Source organism: Ochrobactrum sp. CGA5, from assembly GCF_006345815.1.
Taxonomy (GTDB): Bacteria; Pseudomonadota; Alphaproteobacteria; order Rhizobiales; family Rhizobiaceae; genus Brucella.
Genome location: NZ_VCIG01000042.1, coordinates 39928 through 61007, shown reverse-complemented (window position 1 = coordinate 61007; position 21080 = coordinate 39928). Strand labels below are relative to the sequence as shown.

Sequence of the window (21080 nt, the reverse complement as noted above, 5' to 3'; positions counted from 1 at the left end):
CTTTTCTTTAAATGTTTTTCAATAGTGGCGGATAAACAAATATAGAAGTTCGGAATATCCGGTAGCGTGTATGTCTGATTTACCAAGTCATATAGAAGTAATTGCTAAAACACCTGGGCTTCGTTTCGATGAGGTCGAGGTGGTGGTGACGCTGCCGACGTTCCGTCGGCCGGAACATGTCATCCGCACCCTGGATACGCTCAACGCCCAGGTCACAGGCCGCCGCTTTGCGGTCGTGGTGATCGAGAACGAGGCGGAGGACCGGGAAGGTGCGAAGGTTGCGGCACCACAGTTTGAGGCCGGGAAATATACCGGCATGCTGATCGTTGAATCCGATCGCGGCAACTGCAACGCATATAATGCGGGGTGGCTGACCGCGATGACCTACTTCCCGAACTTCAAGTATGTCATCGTCATCGATGATGATGAACTGGCTGATCCGGCCTGGATCGAAAACATGGTAGCCACTGCGGAGCGCTATAACGCCAGCCTCGTTGGCGGCCCGCAATATCCGATTTTCGAGAAGCCGGGCGCGGAAAAATGGGCGAGACACCCCGTCTTCCTGCCGCATTACAACAAGACCGGTCCGGTTCCGATCATCTATTCATCCGGCAATCTGTTGATTGCGCGTCCGGTGCTGGAAGCCATCGGCTATCCGTTTATGGACCTGAAGTTCAACTTTACCGGGGGCGGCGATTCAGATTTCATCAATCGCTCGCGAGCAAAGGGCTTCAACATTGCCTGGTGTAATGAAGGCATTGTCCGCGAGACCATTCCGGCGCGACGTCTGGAAAAGGACTGGATCACTGCACGCGGTTTGCGAAACGGCGTTCTTTCGACGCTGATCGAACAGCGCCAGCGCAAGAACGAGCCGTTCGGACAGGTCCGCGTCTTTCTGAAAAGCCTCGCCCTTCTCGGTTATTCTCCGATCAAGGCGCTGCGGCGCGGCTTTGCTGCGCGTTTCGTGCCGGTCGGGACCTATTTCATCCATATCGGGCTGGGCCGCGTCATGGCCCATTTTGGATATCTGAATGAGCAGTACCGCAACCCGGATAAGAACTGACACCCGTTCCGACGTTGCGACGCAAACCGATATGCGGGCGACAATCCGCACGATTGCGCTCGTTATTGCCACGATAACATTCTGCATCCTGCTGATTTCGTTCCGTCCGTTCAATCCGTTGAGCGCTGTGGCGGATGGGGACGCATCGAGCGGCGGCGACGTCATCAATCAGCTTGGTTTCGGCTGCCTCGGCGCGGTGGCGCTTCTGTCGCTCGCGATGTTCGCGGACCCCAAAAAGGTGCTCAAAATCGTCAGTCCCGGCTGGCTGCTGATGTTTGCTTTCCTGTTCGCATCCGTCTTCGCAAGCCCTGATCCGTCAACCGCCATACGCGGTGTGCTTTTGACGATGATCGGCATTCTGACCGTCATTGCTGTTTTGAGCCTGCCACAGGACGGTGACGCCTATGCGTCGATGCTGGTCACGGTGGCTTCGATCGTGATTGTCATTTCCTATGCGGGCGTCGTCCTCCTGCCCAATCTCGGCACCCACGGCGCCGACGCGCTGGAACCGCAAAACGCCTATCTCTGGCGCGGCGTCTTCACGCACAAGAATATCGCCGGTCCGGTCATGGCTGCCTTTGCCTTTGCCGGTGTCTATCTGTGGCGGCGCGGCTGGCGCGTGAGCGGCTTTCTGATTGCGGTCTCGGCATTGATCTTCGTTTCGCAAACCGGATCGAAGACCACGGCGGCGCTGGTGCCTCTCGCCATGCTGCTCGTGATCGTCCCCGGCATTTTCGGTCTCCGTTTTCTTGCACCGGTGGCAGTCTTCACGATCCAGTTTCTGCTTGCGCTGTTCACCTTCGGTACGGTTCTTTTCGAGCCGATGCATCCGTTCGTTCTTCAACTTGATGTCGACCCTACTTTTACCGGGCGCACCTCCATCTGGGCCTTTGCCGTTGAAGCGCTTTCCCAGCGTCCATGGACCGGCTTTGGCTATGAAAGCTTCTGGGGCACGCCCATCGTGAAAGAGGCAGCGAACCCCTACTATCTGGATTGGGATGTGCGCGGCATCGTACATGGGCACAATGGCTATCTCGATATAGCGCTATCAATGGGGATTCCGGCGCTGATATGCGCCATCTTCGTCGTCATCGTCATGCCTCTGGTCAACTATATGCGATGCCGTCCGGTACGCGAAAATCTGCTGCTTGCCGATTTTTTCCTGATGATCGTGTTTTTCGGAACGTTGAATGCCATGTTGGAAAGCTTTTTCTTTCGGCGTATGGACCCGGTCTGGCTCACGCTCATCCTTGCGGTCTTCGGCCTCAGGCTGACCGCGAAAGTCATCATTCACAAAAGGGTCGTCGGAGCCACCGCATGAATATCGCAATTGTTGGAACCGGGTTCGTTGCCGACTATTACATGACCACGCTGCGCAATTATCCCGAACTCAAACTGCACGGTGCCTATGATCGCTCGCCTGAACGGCTGAAAGCATTCTGTGCGCATTATTCTGTTGAGGCTTATGAAAGTTTCGAGGCTGTTCTGGTCGATCCAGAGGTGCAGATCGTCGTCAATCTGACCACGCCTGAAAACCATTTTGAAGTCTCGCATGCAGCACTCTCCGCCGGAAAACATGTCTATTCCGAAAAACCGTTGGCGATGAACTACGACGATGCGGAAGCGCTGGTCGCTTTTGCACGGCAATCCGGTCTCACGCTCGCCGCAGCCCCGGCAAACGGCCTCAGCGAAGCCTATCGGCTGGTAGCAAGCGTAATCAACGGCATAGGCACGCCACGTCTGGTTTATGCTGAAATGGAAGATGGCCCGGTGTTTCGTGACAAATGGTCGACCTGGCGTTCGCAGTCGGGCGCGCCGTGGCCGGGCCTGCACGAATTCGAGATCGGTTGCACGTTGGAACATGCAGGCTATGCGCTGTCATGGCTGGTGTCGCTATTCGGCCCGGTCGAGCGCGTATCGGCATTTTCCGCCCTAACCTTTCCCAACAAGGGGCCGGGAACCGAGCATCTGCACATGGCACCCGATTTTTCGGTCGGCTGTCTTGTTTTCAAGTCTGGGCTGGTTGCACGGCTCACATCCGGGCTTGCGATGCCGAAGAACCGCAGCCTGACAATCGTCGCCGACAAGGGTTCGATTGTGGTCGACGATCTATGGGATAATCGCTCCGCTGTCCGTCTTGAGTGCACGGAAGAAAAACGTCGTTTTTTGGCGCGCATGTTCGGCATTCTGGAAATGCGCATCGGCAAGTTCATGTCGTGGAAACCGACCGTCGGGACAAAACTGTCCTACCCGAAGGCCGACAAGCGGTCGCTGCCCATGTATCCCTCGCAGATCGATTTCGTCCGCGGCATCGCCGATCAGGCACGCGCTATCAAGACCGGCGACAAGGCGTTCTTCTCCGGTGATGTGGCTCTGCATATCACTGAAATCGCGCTTGCCTTGAACAATGCCGGTGAGAATGCACAGCCATACATGATGAGAAGCAGTTTTTAGAGGGCCGATCTGACTTTATCCGCTCGACTCTCTAAAAATCTGCCTTAGCACGCATCTTATCCGAAACCGTTTTGCACTTCTTGGGATGCGCTTCTAACCTTTCGACAGTACCTTGCGGACGATGTCAGCTACGGCTGCACTCTGGTCAAGCGGCATGATCGCATTGGAGATTTGGCCGCTGCGCACCGCATCGCGGACCGCTTCGGCCTGAAACTGTAGCCCGCTGCCGGAAAAGGCATAAGTCTCGATTGTGCGACCCGGCAGGGGCAGGCGGTTCATAACCTTTCCGATAAGGCCTTTACCGCTATTCGGCCCGAGCGATGACCGCGCAGCGAAGGCTGAAAACAGGGTCAGCCTCTGGGCTTTCAGAAACGGCGCATGGATCAGGATCGTGCCCTTGGTTCCCTTGATCAGCATGCGATTGTCGCCATCGCGATCGAAACCGCAGGAGAGGCTGGCCGTGGCACCCTGCCAGCCAAGCTGGAACTCGGTGCGCATGTCCACACCGCTTCTGGCGCGCTGCCAGCGACCATCAACGTGATCCGGCAGACCTAGAAAATACAATGCCAGCGATACCGGATAGACACCGAGATCGAATGCAGCGCCGCCTCCAAGGTCTGGCTTGAAGAAACGGCTTTGCGGGTCGTAGGCACGGATGTAGGACAGATCGGCCTCGATGCGCGTCACTGCTCCGATACGCCCGCTGTCAATATGCTGCTTGACCGCCTGGATCGCCGGCAGAAAGCGACTCCACATCGCCTCCATGGCGAAGACGTTTTTTGCTTTTGCCGCAGCTTCAATCTGGTGCGCGCCAGCGGCATCCAGGGAAAGCGGCTTTTCGATCAGGCAGGGCTTGCCCGCTTCGATTGCCTGCAAGGCTTGCAACACATGCATGGCGCTTGGGGTTGCAATATAGACTGCATCAATATCCGGCGCAGAAAGGAACGCGCCTGAATCGCCAAACGCCTTGTCGGCGCCGATACGTCGCCGGAATGTTTCGGCGGTCTCTGACGCCCGCGAGCAGACTGCGGTAACGCGCATTCCAGTACTTGCCTGTATATCGGCAGCAAAGGCAGCGGCTATCGCGCCTGTGCCCCAAATGCCCCAGTGGAAATCCGTCTTTGCCTGCTTGTTGCGATTCACGTGCTTGCCCCGCAGCTTCATACAAGTGCTATATAACCCATATAATGCGGCTAACGAAGTTGCTTTGTCCTGTCAGGATATCCTTCATAACAATCGGGAGGGAAACGTGATGAGTGGATTTGTTGTGGCTGTGGCGCGGGATGACAAGCACCATTTTTCAAAACGGGTTGTGCCGGAAATCCGCATTGTTACAGGGCTCGGCGTGGAAGATGATGCCCATCAGGGCGTGACGGTGAAGCATCGTTCACGCGTGCGTGCTGACCCGACGCAACCCAATCTACGGCAGGTCCATCTCATTCATGCCGAGCTGTTTGACGAGCTGGCTGAAAAGGGCTTTGACGTCGCGCCTGCCGATCTTGGCGAGAACATCACTACGCGCGGCGTCGATCTTCTGGGGCTGCCACAAGGTGCTTTGATCCGAATTGGCGACGAGGTTGTTCTGGAAACAACAGGCCTGCGTAACCCTTGCGCCCAGATAGAGAATTTCCAGACCGGTCTTCTCAATGCCGTGCTGGATCGCACGCCCGATGGCGAACTTGTTCGCAAGTCCGGCATCATGACCATCGTTCTTGCAGGCGGCACGGTGAAGGCGGATGACACTGTTGCTATCGAACTGCCGCCTCTTCCGCATCGCAGGTTGGAAAGGGTGTGAAAATCGCGGAATACGGGGTTTTGGAGTGAGCCAACCGATTTAACGCGGCACTTGCAGGGGCAAAACCGGTGATTTTCGTCTAGGGAGGTCTATCAACTTTGCGTCATATGCCCTAGATCATCCCACAATAGGATACAGATTGACATGCGCTGCTGCCGAAGTCCGGCTTGCAGCCTATTCTTATCGGTTCGGCTTGTCGGCGTTCGATGTTCTGCATGTGTCTAGACGACGGCCGGTCGGTTGCATTTCTGAAGGGCACAAAATGGAAAAAGCAGATATCGGAATGGTCGGCCTTGGCGTCATGGGCTCCAACCTGGCGCTGAACATAGCCGAGAAAGGCTACACGGTAGCCGTCTACGACCGTGATGAGCCTGTGCTCAAAGCCTTCATCGAAAAGGCTGGCCCGCTGCGCGACAAGATTATCCCTTGCCCCACTTTCGAGGATCTGGCTGCCAGCGTCCGCAAGCCGCGCCCGATCATCTTCCTCATCAAGGCAGGCGCTCCTGTCGATACTGAGACCACCCGCCTCAAGGCTTATCTTGAGAAGGGCGATATTATGATCGACGCCGGTAATTCCGACTACCGCGATACGGTGCGTCGTCTGAAGGCTCTAGGCCCTAACGACCCAACCTTCGTCGGCATGGGCGTTTCCGGCGGTGCAGAAGGCGCGCGTCACGGCCCGTCAATGATGGTTGGCGGCACCGAGGAAGCTTATGAGCGTATCGCGCCGATCCTGCTCGCCGCTGCCGCCAAGTACAAGGACGAGCCTTGCTGCGCGCTGGTCGGGCCGGATGGCGCCGGTCATTTCGTCAAGACGATCCATAACGGCATCGAATATGCCGACATGCAGATGATCGCAGAAATCTACGGCATCCTGCGCGACGGTCTGGGACTTTCGGCTCCTGCCATCGGTGACGTGTTCGAGAAATGGAACGAAGGACCGCTCAACTCCTATCTGATCGAAATCACGGCCAAGGTGCTGAAGGCGACCGATCCGCAAACAGGCAAGGCGATGGTCGACATGATCCTCGACGAAGCTGGCCAGAAGGGTACGGGTCGCTGGGCGGCCATTGAGGCGCAGATGCTGGGCGTTCCGGCAACGGCCATCGAAGCGGCAGTTGCCGCGCGCTCGTTGTCCTCGCTGAAGGCCACGCGTGCGCTTGCTGCAAATGCCTATAAGCCGGGTTCGCGCAGCCTCGACATTTCCGATCAGGCAAAATTCCTTGCCGATCTGGAGCAGGGCCTGCTTGCAGGCAAGATTGCCGCCTATGCCCAAGGTTTCGCAGTGATGGAAGCTGCATCGCAAGAGCATGGCTGGAACATTCCGCTTGCTGAGACCGCCCGTATCTGGCGCGCAGGCTGTATCATTCGTTCGCAGCTTCTGGACGACATCGCTCACGCTTTTGAAGACAGCGAAAGCCGCAATCTGCTGCTGGCACCTGCTTTTGTTGAACGCATGAGCAAGGCTTCCAAGGGCCTTCGCCAGATCGTTGCCAAGACAGCGCTCGCCGGCCTGCCTCTGCCTGCGCTGGGCTCGGCCCTCAGCTATTTCGACAGCTTCACGCAGGCGCTTGGCACAGCCAATCTCATTCAGGGCCAACGCGATTTCTTCGGCTCGCACGGCTTCAAGCGTATCGACAAGGACGGCGATTTCCACGGTCCTTGGGGCTGATCTTTCGGTCCCTGCCCCGCCTGCAAAAGGCGTCTTTCTGCGATTCGGTGCTCACGTACTTTATGTACGCTGCGCTCCGGTTCTCGAAAGCCACCATTTTCGGCACGTCATGAACCGAAATCGCATCAGCCCGTCGCGCACGTAACAAACAAAAAAAGCCGCCCATCGGGCGGCTTTTTTACTTTAATCGGCCAGCACGAGCAGATCATGCGAGGCGAAATGCACCGTCACCTTGTCGCCGCGCTGCGGCGGAGGCTGTGTTGGGTCGTTGAACGTGTCGAACGAGAGGCGATTCTTGCCGAGCGCCACGCGCGTGCGGATGACAGAGCCGAGGAAGTGAACATCCTCGATGGTCGCGTCGAGCGAAGTATCGTGGCTTTTGCGTGCTTCGAGGCTCACAGCCTCCGGGCGCAAGGCAAGGGTCAGCGGTTTACCCTTTGGATGGTGGTCGAGATTTTCCTGCACGGTTATCATGCGGCCGTCGAGCTCGATGCTGTTTTTGCCAGGTTCGCTGACCGAGGCTTCCAGCATGTTGAGCGTGCCGACGAACGATGCCACGAAGCGCGAGGCCGGCCGGTTATAGATGTCGAAGGGCGAGCCGATCTGATCAGCGCGGCCTTCATGCATGACCACAATACGATCGGAGATTGACAGGGCTTCTTCCTGGTCATGGGTAACGAAGACAGTCGTAATGCCGAGCTTCTGCTGGATGGCGCGAATTTCTTCGCGCAAGGATATACGGATTTTTGCATCAAGTGCCGATAAGGGCTCGTCGAGCAGAAGAACCTGCGGCTTGGTTGCAAGCGCGCGGGCCAGAGCGACGCGCTGCTGCTGGCCACCGGACATCTGATAGGGATAACGATCCGCCAGATGGTCGAGACGGATGAGGCTGAGCATCTCCTGCACCGTGGCATCGATTTCCGCCTTAGGTTTCCCGGCAACCCGCAGGCCGAATGACACGTTCTGAGCAACCGTCATATTGGGGAAGAGCGCGTAGGCCTGAAACACCATGCCGATATTGCGCTGGTTCGGCTTCAGATCGACCACATCCTTGCCGTCGATTTCGATAGCGCCACTATCGGGCATCTCGAAACCGGCGATCATGCGAAGAACAGTTGTCTTGCCACAGCCCGATGGACCGAGGAAGGAGACGAATTCGCCCTTCTCCACAGCGAGGTTGAAATCGTGGACGACGGTATTGGCGCCGAAGCTCTTTTTCAGGTTTTTGATGTTGAGAAAAGCCATGAATGTTACCCGGCGGTTGTCTTGAACTTATTGAGGCGCGAGACGAGCTGCAGCATGATGATGCTGAGCCACGTGATGCCGAACGAAATGATTGCCAGCGCCGACGGTTCGTAGGCACGGTTTGCGCCGACGAGCTGCAAATAGGGACCGAAGGCCGGGCGGTTCAGGAGCGAGGCCAGCGTGAACTCGCCGATGACGATGGCGAATGTGATGAAGGCACCGCTCATTACGCCGGAAATCACATTCGGGAAAATCACTTTGAACATGATGCGGCCCCATCCCGCGCCGAGGCTTTGTGCGGCCTCTGTCAGCGTTCTGACGTCGATGGTGCGCATCGCCGTATCGACGGCGCGATACATATAGGGCAGCGACAGCGTCATATAGCCGAACATCAGAAGCAGGTCGGTTGCCCGCGTGGACGATGTGAATGGCAGCCACGACGACGAATTGTAGATTCGGAGGTATCCGAACACAATAACGATGGCCGGGATGACCAGTGGCATCAGCGTGATGAACTCCATCACCGGGCGCAACTGCGGCAGGCGCAGCCGTACCCAATAGGCGGTGGGCACAACCAGCAGAACACCGAAAATGATGGTCAGCAGGCCAAGTAGGATCGAATAGCCAAAGGTGGCCTGGAAGTTTGGATCGGAGAAAACGACGCGATAGGCATCGAAGGAATACTCGCCGCGCCGCATACGCAGCGAGAATTCAAACGTACCGATCAGCGGGACGAGAAAATAGATCGCACCGATCAGGAAGGCGATCCAGGCGCCGATCTTCTGGGCGTTAATGCCTTTCTTTTTCATCGCTGCCACCTCTCGGCGCGAATGCGCAGCCAAATATAGATGAGGTTGGAAACACCCGTAATGACAATCATGCCAAGTGCCAATGCGTAGCCGAGGTTCTGGTTATGCAGAACGTCGCCGCGAATTTGGGCATAGAGCAGGATCGGTACGATGTTGAGCGATGAACCTGTCAGAGCATAGGCGGTAGCAATCGCCCCGAAGGCATTGGCGAACAGCAGAAGCGTTGTGCCGAGCAGGCTGGGCCACAGGATTGGGAAAGCCACCATACGCCAGTATTGCGCGGTGGTTGCGCCTAGAATGGATGAGGCTTCCCGCCATTCTTTTTTCAGTCCGTCGAGCGCGGGCGTCAGGATCAGCACCATCAGCGGTATCTGGAAGAACAGATAGGTCAGCGTCAGGCCAAAAAAGGAGAGTAGGTTGAAGCCTGTCGAATAAAGATTGAAACCAAACCACTCTCTGAGCAGGATCGTTACAAAGCCGGTTCGTCCCAGTGTCGCCAGAAAGGCGAAAGCAAGTGGCACGCCTGCGAAATTCGACGCTACGCCAGAAAAGGTCAAGACCGTTGGGCGCAGCCATGAAGGCAGGTTGCCGAGAACGACCGCCCAAGCCAGAAAGAAGCCAATAATCGCGCCACCAATGGCCGATGCAAGGCTGACCTTGATCGACACCCAGTAGGCGCTCATGATCTGCGGCTGGAACAGATCGTGGATGTTCTGGAGCGTGAAGTTTCCTGCTGGGTCCTGAAATGCACCGATGATGAGATACATCGTCGGCCAGATCAGAAACAGAATGGCGAAGATGAAAAACGGTGTCACGCCAAGCCAGGACAACGGAAGCGGGCGTTTGCGCACTCCGCTGGGGGCTGGTGTTTCGGCTATTGAACTCATACGTTCTTTCTTTAGACCGGTTCCCGCTAGAACGGAACTGATAGAACCCGTTCCAACTTCTTGTTTTATTTTTTGCGATCAGCAGGGCGGCCGTTGGGTCCTGCCGGAATTGCTGTCATTCTTTTAAACTGGGCATCCTGTTTGCCAAAAAGCTGGTGCTGTTTGGAAAAGAGGATCGGCTGCTAGGAGAAAGCTGCCTGGATATCGCGCCGACCGTGTAAGGCCGACGCGATATGTGGTCGATGCAAAAGCGCCCTTTGACGCTTATTGGACGTTTGCGCCTACGACACTGTCCCACTCCTTGGTGATCGTGGTCTGTGCAGCTTCGATCTGTTCCAGGGTCGGGAAGATAGCCTTTTCATAAGCGTCTGCCGGTGGCAGCTTGTCGAGCAGTTCCTGCGGAATCTTGCCGGCCTTCGCCATTGCATTGAAGCGGATCGGGTGGCAGTAGCCCTTCAGATAACCGAGCTGGCCTTCGTCCGAATAGAGGTGTTCCATCCACAGCTTCGCAGCATTCGGGTGCGGCGCGTAGGCGCTGATTGCCTGAACATACACGCCAGCGATAACGCCGGACTTCGGAATGACGGTTTCGACTTCCGGATTGCCCTTGAGCGTGTCACGATCGGCGAGCGCGTTATAGTCCCAACGGATGACGATCGGGGTAGAGCCCTGCGCCAGCGAAGCAGCCTTGCCGATGACCGGAACGAAATTGCCGTTGGCATTCAGTTCCTTGTAGAATTCAAGGCCCTTTTTGCCTGCGGCTTCGCCCGGTTCACCGCCACGAGCGATGCCGGCAGCATGAACACCGAGAATAGCCTGTGCCGAAACGCGCGGGTCACCTGCAAGCGCGACAGAGTTTGCATAGTCGCTCTTGAGGAGGTCTTCCCAATCCTGCGGAATATCCTTGACGATGTCCTTGTTCACTTCAAACGCCAAAACACCGTAGTAATCGCCATACCAGTAGCCTTCGGCATCCTTGGCGCTGTCTGGAATTTCGTCCCAGGTTGCGACCTTGTAAGGCTGAATGAGGCCATCCTTCTTGGCCGATGCGCCGAACGCAAAGCCAACGTCGATGACGTCTGGTGCCTGAGGACCTTTGTTGTCCTTGTTGGCCTTGATGGCTTCAATTTCATCGCCCGAACCGGCATCCGGGTTCAGTTCGTTGACCTTGAGGCCATATTTGTCCTTGAAGCTCTTGATGATTTCGCCATAGCCGCACCAGTCATGCGGGAGAGCGATGGTTGTCAGTTCGCCTTCTGCCTTGGCTGCGGCAATCAGTTCGGCTGATGGTTCGGCAGCGGCGATGGAAACCCCGGCAACGGCGATTGCCGTCGAAAGCGACAGCAGACGCGCTGTGTAAGCAAGCATTGTTTGACTCCCCTGTTTAAGGTCCGGCGAACGCCCCCGGTCGATTCCGGTGCTCGCGCATTCCCGATACCCGCCCTACATGACGGTTGGATGACAGTTTGTTGCTTGTCACAAACTGTCAGCGGTGGAAAGTGAAACACGTTTTCAGGGACTTAGCAATTCATCCATTCGCGGGAAGGGCATTTTTATGACAGGAATTGTGACAGTAAATTCGTCACTGTCATAATTCTGGAGGAAGCTTTTCCCTGCGCGACAAGGGTTTTTCCGATTGCGCCACCAACGGTGGATATTGGCGACAAACGAAAATTTCCGAAAGACGGGTGAACCTTTATTGTTTTCGTATGAAGTCGAGAGGCAGGAGGCCGGGGCATCCCGAAGGGCGTGAAACCGGTCTCGGAAGAGACCCGTTTCCAAGCAAATACTGAGAGCGCATGTCTGATTCATCCAGATCGAAAAGCGCTCTAATGCCCCCCGCCGCCACCGGCAACCTGTTGCGGCTTGCGCAGCATGATGGCGCAGACAGCAAGCGAACAGAACATCATCGTGAGGATGAAGAACACGTCGATGAACGACAGAAGGGTGGCTTGCTGGCGCACCATCCCGGAGAGTTTGGCTATGGCGATTGTCGCGCCGTCCATGCCCGCAGCATTGTACTTGGCGGTCAGATTGGCGACTATTTTCTCCGCTTCTGCATTGCCCCATCGGACATGCTCCGCCAGACGTTCGTAATGCATGTCACCACGTCGGGTCAGGATCGTGTTGATAACGGCAAGGCCGACGGCTCCCCCCAGATTGCGGGTTAGGTTGAAAAGGCCGGAAGCGTTTTTCAAAAGAGCAGGTGGAAGCGTGCCGAGCGCCAGATTGTTGATCGGCACCATGCAAAGCATCAGTGAGCAGCCGCGCAGAATTTGAGGCAGCAGCAATTCGTAGAAATCCCAATCGGCAGTAAGACCAGTTACCATCCATGTGCCTGCCGCAAAGCCGAGAAAGCCGATCGTCATCATCAGGCGGGGGTCCATCCTGTTGGACAGGAAACCGGCTACCGGCGCGGTGAAGAACATGGCCAGACCGCTGACGAAAAGTGCTTTGCCAATCATCAGGGCGTCATAGCCGCGAACACTGCTCAAATAGAGCGGATAAAGATAAGTGAGGCCGTAGAGACCGACACCCATTACAAAGGAGAACAGCGAGCCAAAGGCAAAATTGACATTCTTGAAGGCACGCAAATCCACAATTGGCTGTTCTGCCCTAAACGCGCGATAGAAAAAGACGATGCCGCCGACTGTCATGACTATGGAAAGGAAGAAGATCGCGTCGTCCTGCAGCCAGTCGTTGCGCGGGCCTTCTTCTAGGACATATTCCATGGAGCCGAGGAATGCGGCCATGCCAGCAAGTCCCCACCAGTCAAACTTGCTCAAAAGCGAGCGGTCGCCTTCGTCGAAGTCGATAAGATTCCATGCAGCGATGGTGACCAGAATGCCGGGGCCGACATTGACCAAAAACAGCCAGTGCCAGGAAAAAGCGTGGCTGAGATAGCCGCCGACCGTCGGGCCGATGGTTGGCGCAAGTGTCGCGACCAGTCCGATCATCGGCGAAACGATGGAACGTTTGGACGGCGGGAAAATGGTGAAGGCGGCTGCGAACACGCTGGGGATCATGCCGCCGCCGATGAATCCCTGAATGGCGCGGTAGACGATCATCTGCTCAATATTCGTCGCTGTCGCGCAGAGCATGCTGGCCAGGGTGAAGCCCGCCGCCGAGAAGGTGAAGAGAACGCGCGTCGACAGCAGACGCCCGAGGAAGCCCGACAGCGGAATCATGATGACTTCCGCGATCAGATAGGAGGTTTGAACCCAAGAGATTTCGTCAGAGCTGGCACTCAAACCCGCTTGGATTTCGGCCAGCGATGCAGAGACGATCTGGATGTCCAGGATTGCCATGAACATGCCGAACACCATGGCCAGAAAGCCGATGGCCTTCTTCGGGTCGATGCGGTCATCTGCCGGGACCAATGGTCCCATTGTCGTGTCTGCAGCCATGACGGCGCACTCCGGAATGAAAGAGAAAGGCGGCACGAAACCTGCTTTGCCGCGCCGCCGTCTTTTACTTCAAGTCACCCACAGGGCTCGATCAGTTGGCCTTCCCATCGGGCGCCGTGCGCGTATCGATATCGACCACGACACTCAGGCCCGCGCGGATCTTTCCAGATTCCAGCGCTTCCTTGGGGATCATGATGCGAACGGGAACGCGCTGAACGATCTTGGTGAAATTGCCGGTCGCATTTTCCGGCGGCAGCAGTGAGAACACTGAACCCGAAGCCGGAGCGATGGACGCCACTATCCCGTCAAACTTCGCGCCGTCGATAGCATCGACATAGATATGCGCGGTCTCACCGGTCTTGATCTCTGCGAGCTGCGTTTCCTTGAAGTTCGCATCAATATAAAGCTCATTGATTGGAACCAGGGCCGCTATCTTCTGGCCAGGAGAAACGAGATCGCCCTTTTTGCCTGAAAGATTGCCAATCACGCCGTCAAACGGCGCGCGCAGCACCGTGAAGGACAGATCACGTGCGGCTTTATCGCGGGCAAGTTCCAGCGACTTCATAGCGCTTTCGACTTCGCTATATTGAGCGTTGAGCACTTCGATATTGGCCTTTGCAGAAGCGATCTGCGCATCGCCTCCGGCGACCTTGGCGCGGGCCTGATCCAGTGAAGACTGGGCGGTGTCAAGATCAGCTTGCGCGACAAAACGCGTTTCATGCAACTTCTGCACGCGCGCAATTGTGTTCTGTGCGTTGGTCAGGACAGCGGTTGCGGCTTGCTTGTCGGCATTGGCCTGCTGGAGCAATGCCTGTGCGGCATCAGTCTCGGCCTTGATGCGAATGAGGGTCTGCTTCTGAGTTGCGAGCTTGGCTTCAGCTTCGTCGAGCGCGATCTGGTAATCGCCCGCATCAAGCTGGAAGATCACATCACCAGCCTTGACCATCTGGTTGGCAACCACCGGGATATTTTCGACATAGCCGGTAACTTTGGGTGCGATGGACGCGATGTCACCCTGCACATAAGCGTCGTCAGTCGAAACCATGAAACGCCCGACGGTCCACCAGTCATAGGCGAACCAGAGGCCGCCAGCGACCGCGACTGCCAGAATTCCGGGAATAAGGACACGTTTGCCGAAGCCTTTGTTCTTGCCGTCCTTGGCGATCTCGCCGGGTTCCTTGGGTGCGGCTTCCTGCGGTTTCGGTGCGGTATGGGGCTGCGATCTCTCGTTCAGAGGCGCCTCACTTGTCGCCGGCGAGGTTGCCGAGGCGAGGTTCTTGGCGTTGGGGAACGGATGAATATCGGCCTTATCAACGGACTTCGGGGCGGACATAGGGAAACTTTCTGTACATCCTTTGGATTGAACCGATCGGTTCGATGTTGACATAAATCAATAAGATGCTCATATCAAGAGGATATCGAACCGCTTGGTTCGAAAAAGTTAAGAGTCTCGAATAATGAAGCCTGATCGCAACACCAGCGGAACAACAGATACGATAATGCATGACCGGAATCGGCATGTCGAAAAAGGTGTCGGTCGATCCGGCGACAGCAAATCTTCCTGCTCCGAGATAGAGTGTGGCCGCACACGGCTGGGTGCGGGGCAGGACCCGGCGAAACGCCGCCAAATCCTCGAAGGCGCTCAGGATGTTTTCCTGCGCATGGGTTTCGATGCCGCCAGCATGAATGATATCACGCGTGAGGCAGGCGTGTCGAAGGGAACGATTTACGTTTACTTCAACAGCAAGGAAGATCTGTTCGTCGCATTATGCGAGCATTATCGTGATACAATGTTTCGTGAACTGATCGACAAACTCGATAAGGGTTTCAATTCGCGACAGGAACTGACCGATTTCGGCGTTGCATTGGTAACGCTGATAACGTCACCGACGGCCGTGCGCGCTCAGCGCATTGTTCTGGGCGTCAGCGAGCGCAAGCCGGAACTAGCGGCGCGTTTCTATGAGCGCGGGCCGAAACGCAGCCTCGTCCTGATGGCTGAATATCTCAAGGACATGATCGATAGGGGGGAACTGGAACCTTTCGATCCTGAGAAGATGGCCTATCAGCTTTCTGATCTGTTTCTTTCCGGCCTCTACAGGCCCCGTCTGTTCGGCGTGCTGCCTGAGCCGCCGCCAGCGGAAACGATTCGCAACAATGTCGAGCTGGCAATCGATTTCTTCTACCGCGCCTACGGTAGGGGGCCGGCGAGTGTTCAAAAAGAGAGCAGCTGATTTGTCAAAATCGCCGCAGATGCGGTTATTCTTCATCCGACCTATAAACTTCGCGTGAAGGTCTTAATTTCTGCCCGGTTTTTGTGTGTAATGGACTGCACTCTATTATTTGTGGGTTGTCAGAGACCCTATATTTTATGTCACTTATAAATGATTGAAAAGCTCTTCGTCTACGATTCGCTGATATTTGAAATACAGTAACTGGCAGCGCTTGAGCTTGAGTACCAAGGATATTGTAGAAATGACGCTTGACCTCATTCATTTTCCGAACTTCAAGAAGACCTTCTTTGGAACGGCCTTTCAAAGCGATACGCTGGCTCTCTTGACGCGAATTCGCGACGAGATCGGTTGCCGCCATATCATGCACACCTATCGCGGACGCATGGGCGATTGCGCAAAGACGAACTCTTCCGATCTGACCGTCGTAATGACTGTGCCGACTACCTGGAGTGCCCGTTACTCCGCTAAGAACTATTTTGTCATCGATCCGATCTTTCAGGAAGACGCACCTTATTTTCACAACGACGCCAGCGGCATCGTTCGCGATCTTCGGGAAGACGCCGATCAGTGTCCAGCCGTTGCTGAGTTACTGGCGGATGCGGAAAAGCATGGCCTGGGCAATATCTTCATTGGCGTCTCGGCCCGTAGCCAGAAAGGTGCGGTTGGCTGTTCCCTGTTCAGCTTTGAGATCAGCCCGGATGAGGATCGCGAACAGTTCCTGACAAAGCTTCGCCCGCGGTTGCTGAGCCTATCCGGGATCATTCATTCGGCCCTGTGCGGCTGCAAGGATGTCGCGACTGTTGCAAGTCTTCTGACCCCGCGCGAAGTTGATTGCCTGCGCTGGGCTGCGAGCGGGAAGACGGATGGCGAGATTGCGGAAATCCTGAGCATCGCTCGCTGGACCGTCGTGACCTATCTACAGAACGCGAAGATCAAGCTCAATTGCTCCAACCGTACTTCGGCCGTGGCAACGGCTCTGTCGCTCGGCATTATCGAAATGCCAGAGGTTCACCATCTGGTGTAGTTACAGCGCCATACGAAAACAGAACACCGGATGCTGAGGCATCCGGTGTTTACATATTTTCAGCGTGTTTGCCTCACGTAAAACCGCTTTGCACTTTGCGGGAAATGCTTCAGGCTCGCTTTCTAAGTGGCAGGCGTGCGGCCTCGAATGCGTTGGCAAGTCGCACTGTATTTTTCGCCGGGTCTTCGTCCGCGTCTTCGAACGCGATATGGTTCAGCTCCACGCCAGCAGTTTTGTCGGTCAGCGTCAGGCGGAAATAGGCGTAGACGCCCTGATTGCGAAACTCCATATCGAGCACGATGGCAGGCGCTGACTGCCAATCGCAGAGATAGTCGCCGCCATGACCGAGTTCGAGTGTTCCGGGAAAGAAATAAAGCTCGGTCGCGGAACTGACGATATCGGCAATATTGGCAAAAAGCTCGCAGCGTATGAACGCGATGTAATCCGCTGGATCGACCAGCCGGAGATCGGTTGCGACCTCGCGCAGGTTCCGTGCAATGATCGCCTCTCGTTCGTTCGAGAATTGCAGGCTTTTCATAGTCTCACCGCCGATCTGGGGAACAGGCTGTCACTGTTCTGAAATATATAAATAACATGGACATCCATCAATGTATCGCATGTCGCGTGTTGATGACCCGTATAAGCTCAGCCACCGCCTTGTAGAACTCAGGTGCAATCATTTGATCGACACTCACCTGTTTATAGAGCGCACGCGCCAACGGAACGTCCTCGAATATCGGGATAGAATGCTGTGCAGCTATTTCTCTGATCTTCAATGCGATGAGATCCTGTCCCTTTGCGACGACGATCGGGGCGGCGTCCTGATCGGGCTTGTAACGCAGTGCTACGGAAAAATGCGTCGGATTTGCGACGATCAGCGTTGCTGTCGGAACAGTGTTGATCATCCGGCGGCGTGCGCGGTCACGACCGAGCGAACGCAGGCGCGATTTGACCAGAGGGTCACCTTCCGACTGCTTCAGCTCGTCTTTGACTTCTTGCCGGGTCATGCGCAATTCCTGCCGCCAGTGAATGCGTGACCAGGCGAGGTCGAAACCGGCAATTGCCGTAATGGCCAGAACATTGGCGACAAGCAGGCGCACCATGTTCTCGCGCAGAAATTCCGGCAAAGCGCTTGGATCGGAGGCGACTGCATCCGTGAAAAGGCTGTTGCCGCCGAAGAAAACGACAAAGACAATAACGCTCGCAGCGAGAAATTTGGCAAGAGACTTGAGAAACTCCACCTGACCGGCGCGCCCAAAAATACGCTGCCAGCCCTTGAGTGGGGATATGCGCGAGGCTTGCGGGCGGATGCGCTCGCCAACGAAACGCGGCGCGTTCTGGAACGCGGAAGCTGCAATACCGGCAAGCGGGATGATGATGAACACCGGTACCAGGGCTGCACCGACTGCCAGCGCCAGCACGCCAAAGAGGCGACTTGCGTCTTCTGCACTGTTGAGGAGCCAGTCTTCTGGACGGTCAATCAGTTCGCGCAGGAAGACGGCAAGTTTCATTGTAGCCGGGCCTGCGACAAAGACCGCGATAATCAGCAGGGAAGCAATGCCAGCGAGGATCGGCGTTTCGCGGGAGAAGGGCATATTGCCCTTTTCCAATGCGTCGCGGATCTTCTGCTCGGTCGCTTCTTCTGTTTTGCTTTCCTTGTCAGCGTCATCGGCCATAGGTCACACGAAATCAGGACGAAGCTTCGCTTGCGTCAAGGGTGATGATACCGCGCTCGGAAAGGTCAATGGCGATACGGGCTATCGCGCGGCGCGCATCGGCAATGTTTTGTGCGGTTACGTTGCCCTGCTCGGCGCCAAGTTCAGTCTCAACCATTCGGCGGCCCCGGGTCGAGAGCGATGAGAGAACAAGTTCCTGAAGTTTTGCATCGGCTCCGCGCAGTGCGATGGCGATCTGTTCCGTCTGCACTTCATCGAAGAGCAACAGGCGCGCGCGTTGCGACAGACGTTCGATGTCTTCAAAGGTGAAAAGCTTGGCCTTGATGCGGTTGAGATCGTCGCGGTTGAGATCCTCAAGGCTCGCCATCAGTTCTTCCATCTCGCTCCTATCGAGCTGGTTGAAGATGTTGGCGATCTGGCCGTGATGAGCTTTGACTGGCCCGGAATCACTGCGGCCTAGAAGATCGCGCCGCAGCACGTCTTCGAGAAGTTCCACAGCCGCCGGTGCCACATTGCCGATATGAAGCGACCGCTGCACGACGGCGTTGCGTAGTTGCGGCGGCAGGATGACGAACAAGCGGGCCGCAAGGTCGGACGGCAGCTTCGACACGATGTAGGCGATGATCTGCGGATGCTGGTCCGCCAGATATGCTTGCAGGCTTTCCACCGGCAGGCGTCCGAGTTGTACCCACACCGATTCCTGAACGAGCTGCGGCTGTACACGGTCTTCCAGAACCGCATCGACCTCGTCTTGCGGCAGTGCTTCCCGCAGCAGGCCTTCAAACCGCTGGGCGGCTTCCGAAACCGGAGCACCTTCGGCAAAGGAGTCCTCGAATTGCTTGACGAGCTGCTCAAAATCGAGTGGGGAAATAGGCTCCAGCGTGCGGGCATGACCGGCAAGCTTGCGCAGGTCCTCGGCATTGAAATGCTTCAGAAGACGAGCGGCGGCAGGCCGTCCGATCGCGACAAGGATAGCCGCCGCCTTTTGCGGGCCGGTCAGCGTATCGACGATGCCGCTGGCTCCAGCTTCAAAGTCTTCCACAAGGGCTTGCTGTTCATTGTCGGCCATGATGTCGTCCGTTACTTGCCGATGATTTCGGTGAGACTGACACCGAAACGCGAGGAATCGTCTTCAAGAACGATGACCTCACCGCGGGCGATGACACGGCCATTGACCACGATATCGACCGGATCACCGATCTGCTTGTCGAGGGTGATGACGGCACCGCGACCGAGCTTCATTAGATTGGCAACCGGCATGGTCGTGCCGCCAAGAACCACCTGAACATCGACGGGAATTCCCATGATGAGTTCGAGATTGGGCTTGGATGGACCCTTCTGTGTGCTGCGTGACTTTTCCTCACGCAGTTCCTCAATGGCTTCGTCCAGTTCCTGCTGCATGTTCTTGTCCTTGTTGTCAGCGCTCATGCCTGCCCCGCAATGTCGACGGTAGCTTTACGGACCGCGCGACGCACGAAAACCGGCAGCGCGCTCTTTTCCTTCGGGAGCGATTGTTCGGTGGCGGTCGCGATTTTCTCTTGTACTCGTGGTGTGCTATCGGCGACATTGCGCGCATGGCGCATGTCGCGAGCCAGCGCCTGGCGTAGCCGGTTCAGTTCCTCAATGGCCTCGTCCATCTCGCGGCGCACGCGCTGCGTTTCGGCAAGACGGGCTTCAAGCTTGTTGTTCTCGTCGGCCAAAGCCGTGCTGAGGTCGGTGCGTTCGTCCTGGATCGCCTTCACGGCGCGCTCCAAACCGTTGGAGGCGGCTGCAACGCGCAGCGCCAGCACTTTGCCGAGCTTGATCGTCTCGTTGGCCTTGCGGCCAACCACGATCAGCGCGGCAAGCGAGGCAAGAGCCATCAATGTAGAAAGCACGTTAGCCAGCAACAAGCTCATCGATGAAATCCTCTTCCTGATTGACCGGGTCGCCGACCTTGACTGTGAAATGAATGCCCGATTTACCGAGCGTGCACTTGAAAAGCTGCTGATTGCCAGCGCGCAGGCGCACCTGCTGCATGGCATCGGCAGGCAGCTTCAGAACCTGACCGATTTCTAGCGTCGACAATGCTTCCAGCGTCATTGATCCCTGCTGTATGAAAGCTTCGAGTTCGATGCGCGCACGGCTGACTTCCTGCCGCATCTTCTTCGCCCAGCTCGGATCGGCCTGGTTCATCGGGCGGCGCAAAAAGGCAGCCATGGCGTCCTGCATCGGCTTGTGCGTGCTGCGTGGCAGAAGCAAATGTACTCGTCCGGTTTTGCCTGCGGCAGTAACATCGATGCGGCAGGCGAAAAGGCGCGAGAGCTCGAAATTCTCACGGTCGAATTCGGCTGTGTCGGTGCATTCACCGGCGGCAAAAAGCGCCTGTCCGTTTCCGGCGAAGACCTGATCGAGAGAACCGGCGAGATGACCGGCAAGAAGAGCCGAAATCTTTTGTTCCAGCATGCCGAAAGGCCGGTCCTCATCGACGGAGCCGACATTGCCCTGTGCGCCGAACATGGCTTCGATCACGGAGAAGACGAATGTCGCGTCGGCAGTGAGATAAAGCGAGCAGCCCCAGCGCTCGGCCTTCAGCGGCGCGATGATCACAGCTTGGTCGAGAATATCGGCAAAGGCAGCCTCGTCGGTGCTTTCCACCTGACCTGCCTCAACGTCGAATGCGGCAGCGCAGCCATGTTTCAGCCGATCACAGAAATGCGTTGAGGCATCCTTGAACACATGGGCAAGCGATTTCAGGTCGTCGCCTGAAAGGCCCGCTGCCCGCAGCAGGTTCTCGGCCAGAACATCATTTTTGCGGTTTTGCCCCAAGGTGGTCAT

20 protein-coding genes are annotated in these 21080 nt (G+C 56.5%); 7 read left to right on the top strand and 13 right to left on the bottom strand.

The annotated features are described in order from the left end of the window. The first annotated feature begins 70 nt into the window (after positions 1-70). The 3 genes from FJQ48_RS18600 to FJQ48_RS18590 are packed head-to-tail and all read left to right on the top strand — an operon-like array spanning position 71 to position 3517. Positions 71-1063 (top strand): glycosyltransferase, encoded by a 993-nt coding sequence (locus FJQ48_RS18600; RefSeq protein ID WP_139976443.1) that lies wholly within the window; start codon positions 71-73, stop codon positions 1061-1063. Further along, a complete protein-coding gene (locus FJQ48_RS18595; RefSeq protein ID WP_139976442.1) occupies positions 1032-2384 on the top strand; it encodes an O-antigen ligase in 1353 nt (450 codons plus the stop codon). Before FJQ48_RS18600 ends, FJQ48_RS18595 begins: the two co-directional genes overlap by 32 nt. Next, entirely contained in the window at positions 2381-3517 is a 1137-nt protein-coding gene (locus tag FJQ48_RS18590; protein WP_139976441.1) for a Gfo/Idh/MocA family oxidoreductase, read from the top strand. Before FJQ48_RS18595 ends, FJQ48_RS18590 begins: the two co-directional genes overlap by 4 nt. A gap of 93 nt (positions 3518-3610) precedes the next feature. Here FJQ48_RS18590 and FJQ48_RS18585 read toward each other — a convergent pair whose 3' ends face one another. Further along, positions 3611-4660, bottom strand: coding sequence for a Gfo/Idh/MocA family oxidoreductase (locus FJQ48_RS18585; protein ID WP_139976440.1), 1050 nt, complete (start codon positions 4658-4660; stop codon positions 3611-3613). Positions 4661-4769: 109 nt separating this feature from the next. Here FJQ48_RS18585 and FJQ48_RS18580 point away from each other — a divergent pair, with 109 nt between their 5' ends. Both FJQ48_RS18580 and gndA read left to right on the top strand, forming a co-directional pair. Beyond that, entirely contained in the window at positions 4770-5312 is a 543-nt protein-coding gene (locus FJQ48_RS18580) for an MOSC domain-containing protein (protein ID WP_139976439.1), read from the top strand. 262 nt (positions 5313-5574) lie between these two features. Continuing rightward, positions 5575-6984, top strand: a complete 1410-nt coding sequence (gndA, locus tag FJQ48_RS18575) for an NADP-dependent phosphogluconate dehydrogenase (RefSeq protein WP_139976438.1) — start codon at positions 5575-5577, stop codon at positions 6982-6984. Positions 6985-7167: 183 nt separating this feature from the next. Here gndA and FJQ48_RS18570 read toward each other — a convergent pair whose 3' ends face one another. The 6 genes from FJQ48_RS18570 to FJQ48_RS18545 form a co-directional block, all read right to left on the bottom strand. Continuing rightward, a complete protein-coding gene (locus tag FJQ48_RS18570; protein WP_139976437.1) occupies positions 7168-8229 on the bottom strand; it encodes an ABC transporter ATP-binding protein in 1062 nt (353 codons plus the stop codon). 5 nt (positions 8230-8234) lie between these two features. Next, a complete protein-coding gene (locus FJQ48_RS18565) occupies positions 8235-9038 on the bottom strand; it encodes an ABC transporter permease (protein WP_139976436.1) in 804 nt (267 codons plus the stop codon). Next, positions 9035-9925 (bottom strand): ABC transporter permease subunit, encoded by an 891-nt coding sequence (locus FJQ48_RS18560; RefSeq protein ID WP_139976435.1) that lies wholly within the window; start codon positions 9923-9925, stop codon positions 9035-9037. The genes FJQ48_RS18565 and FJQ48_RS18560 overlap by 4 nt, the downstream gene beginning before the upstream one ends. Positions 9926-10189: 264 nt before the next feature. Then, on the bottom strand, positions 10190-11293 hold the full coding sequence (locus FJQ48_RS18555; RefSeq protein WP_139976434.1) for an ABC transporter substrate-binding protein: 1104 nt from the start codon (positions 11291-11293) through the stop codon (positions 10190-10192). 461 nt (positions 11294-11754) lie between these two features. Next, positions 11755-13332, bottom strand: coding sequence for a DHA2 family efflux MFS transporter permease subunit (locus FJQ48_RS18550; RefSeq protein WP_139976433.1), 1578 nt, complete (start codon positions 13330-13332; stop codon positions 11755-11757). A 91-nt stretch (positions 13333-13423) separates the two neighbouring features. Then, positions 13424-14665: an HlyD family secretion protein gene (locus FJQ48_RS18545; RefSeq protein WP_139976432.1), complete on the bottom strand. Its 1242-nt coding sequence runs from the start codon at positions 14663-14665 to the stop codon at positions 13424-13426. A gap of 124 nt (positions 14666-14789) precedes the next feature. Here FJQ48_RS18545 and FJQ48_RS18540 point away from each other — a divergent pair, with 124 nt between their 5' ends. Continuing rightward, the gene (locus tag FJQ48_RS18540) at positions 14790-15563 is read left to right on the top strand and encodes a TetR/AcrR family transcriptional regulator (protein ID WP_139976431.1); all 774 of its coding nucleotides are present in this window, start codon (positions 14790-14792) and stop codon (positions 15561-15563) included. Between the two features lie 241 nt (positions 15564-15804). After that, a complete protein-coding gene (locus FJQ48_RS18535) occupies positions 15805-16587 on the top strand; it encodes a LuxR family transcriptional regulator (RefSeq protein WP_139976430.1) in 783 nt (260 codons plus the stop codon). Positions 16588-16696: 109 nt separating this feature from the next. On the opposite strand, the gene FJQ48_RS18530 is transcribed toward FJQ48_RS18535, so the two are convergent. The 6 genes from FJQ48_RS18530 to FJQ48_RS18505 all read right to left on the bottom strand — a co-directional run bounded on the left by FJQ48_RS18530 (position 16697) and on the right by FJQ48_RS18505 (position 21080). Next, positions 16697-17125, bottom strand: coding sequence for a hypothetical protein (locus FJQ48_RS18530; RefSeq protein ID WP_139976429.1), 429 nt, complete (start codon positions 17123-17125; stop codon positions 16697-16699). A gap of 67 nt (positions 17126-17192) precedes the next feature. Then, positions 17193-18263, bottom strand: a complete 1071-nt coding sequence (locus FJQ48_RS18525) for a flagellar type III secretion system protein FlhB (protein WP_139976428.1) — start codon at positions 18261-18263, stop codon at positions 17193-17195. 13 nt (positions 18264-18276) lie between these two features. After that, the gene (locus tag FJQ48_RS18520) at positions 18277-19332 is read right to left on the bottom strand and encodes a flagellar motor switch protein FliG (RefSeq protein WP_139976427.1); all 1056 of its coding nucleotides are present in this window, start codon (positions 19330-19332) and stop codon (positions 18277-18279) included. 11 nt (positions 19333-19343) lie between these two features. Then, positions 19344-19691 (bottom strand): flagellar motor switch protein FliN, encoded by a 348-nt coding sequence (gene fliN, locus FJQ48_RS18515; RefSeq protein WP_139976426.1) that lies wholly within the window; start codon positions 19689-19691, stop codon positions 19344-19346. Next, entirely contained in the window at positions 19688-20161 is a 474-nt protein-coding gene (locus FJQ48_RS18510) for a hypothetical protein (RefSeq protein ID WP_139976425.1), read from the bottom strand. Before FJQ48_RS18510 ends, fliN begins: the two co-directional genes overlap by 4 nt. Continuing rightward, positions 20142-21080 (bottom strand): FliM/FliN family flagellar motor switch protein, encoded by a 939-nt coding sequence (locus FJQ48_RS18505; protein ID WP_139976424.1) that lies wholly within the window; start codon positions 21078-21080, stop codon positions 20142-20144. The genes FJQ48_RS18510 and FJQ48_RS18505 overlap by 20 nt, the downstream gene beginning before the upstream one ends.

Excerpts from the sequence above, each read along its gene's own strand:
- FJQ48_RS18540 (WP_139976431.1), top strand. The coding sequence starts at position 14,790 with ATGAAGCCTGATCGCAACACCAGCGGAACAACAGATACGATAATGCAT.
- FJQ48_RS18590 (WP_139976441.1), top strand. The coding sequence starts at position 2,381 with ATGAATATCGCAATTGTTGGAACCGGGTTCGTTGCCGACTATTACATG.
- FJQ48_RS18505 (WP_139976424.1), bottom strand. The coding sequence starts at position 21,080 with ATGACCACCTTGGGGCAAAACCGCAAAAATGATGTTCTGGCCGAGAAC.
- FJQ48_RS18530 (WP_139976429.1), bottom strand. The coding sequence starts at position 17,125 with ATGAAAAGCCTGCAATTCTCGAACGAACGAGAGGCGATCATTGCACGG.
- FJQ48_RS18595 (WP_139976442.1), top strand. The coding sequence starts at position 1,032 with ATGAGCAGTACCGCAACCCGGATAAGAACTGACACCCGTTCCGACGTT.
- FJQ48_RS18600 (WP_139976443.1), top strand. The coding sequence starts at position 71 with ATGTCTGATTTACCAAGTCATATAGAAGTAATTGCTAAAACACCTGGG.
- gndA (WP_139976438.1), top strand. The coding sequence starts at position 5,575 with ATGGAAAAAGCAGATATCGGAATGGTCGGCCTTGGCGTCATGGGCTCC.
- FJQ48_RS18510 (WP_139976425.1), bottom strand. The coding sequence starts at position 20,161 with ATGAGCTTGTTGCTGGCTAACGTGCTTTCTACATTGATGGCTCTTGCC.
- FJQ48_RS18570 (WP_139976437.1), bottom strand. The coding sequence starts at position 8,229 with ATGGCTTTTCTCAACATCAAAAACCTGAAAAAGAGCTTCGGCGCCAAT.
- fliN (WP_139976426.1), bottom strand. The coding sequence starts at position 19,691 with ATGAGCGCTGACAACAAGGACAAGAACATGCAGCAGGAACTGGACGAA.
- FJQ48_RS18525 (WP_139976428.1), bottom strand. The coding sequence starts at position 18,263 with ATGGCCGATGACGCTGACAAGGAAAGCAAAACAGAAGAAGCGACCGAG.
- FJQ48_RS18560 (WP_139976435.1), bottom strand. The coding sequence starts at position 9,925 with ATGAGTTCAATAGCCGAAACACCAGCCCCCAGCGGAGTGCGCAAACGC.
- FJQ48_RS18555 (WP_139976434.1), bottom strand. The coding sequence starts at position 11,293 with ATGCTTGCTTACACAGCGCGTCTGCTGTCGCTTTCGACGGCAATCGCC.
- FJQ48_RS18565 (WP_139976436.1), bottom strand. The coding sequence starts at position 9,038 with ATGAAAAAGAAAGGCATTAACGCCCAGAAGATCGGCGCCTGGATCGCC.
- FJQ48_RS18550 (WP_139976433.1), bottom strand. The coding sequence starts at position 13,332 with ATGGCTGCAGACACGACAATGGGACCATTGGTCCCGGCAGATGACCGC.
- FJQ48_RS18545 (WP_139976432.1), bottom strand. The coding sequence starts at position 14,665 with ATGTCCGCCCCGAAGTCCGTTGATAAGGCCGATATTCATCCGTTCCCC.
- FJQ48_RS18520 (WP_139976427.1), bottom strand. The coding sequence starts at position 19,332 with ATGGCCGACAATGAACAGCAAGCCCTTGTGGAAGACTTTGAAGCTGGA.
- FJQ48_RS18580 (WP_139976439.1), top strand. The coding sequence starts at position 4,770 with ATGAGTGGATTTGTTGTGGCTGTGGCGCGGGATGACAAGCACCATTTT.
- FJQ48_RS18535 (WP_139976430.1), top strand. The coding sequence starts at position 15,805 with ATGACGCTTGACCTCATTCATTTTCCGAACTTCAAGAAGACCTTCTTT.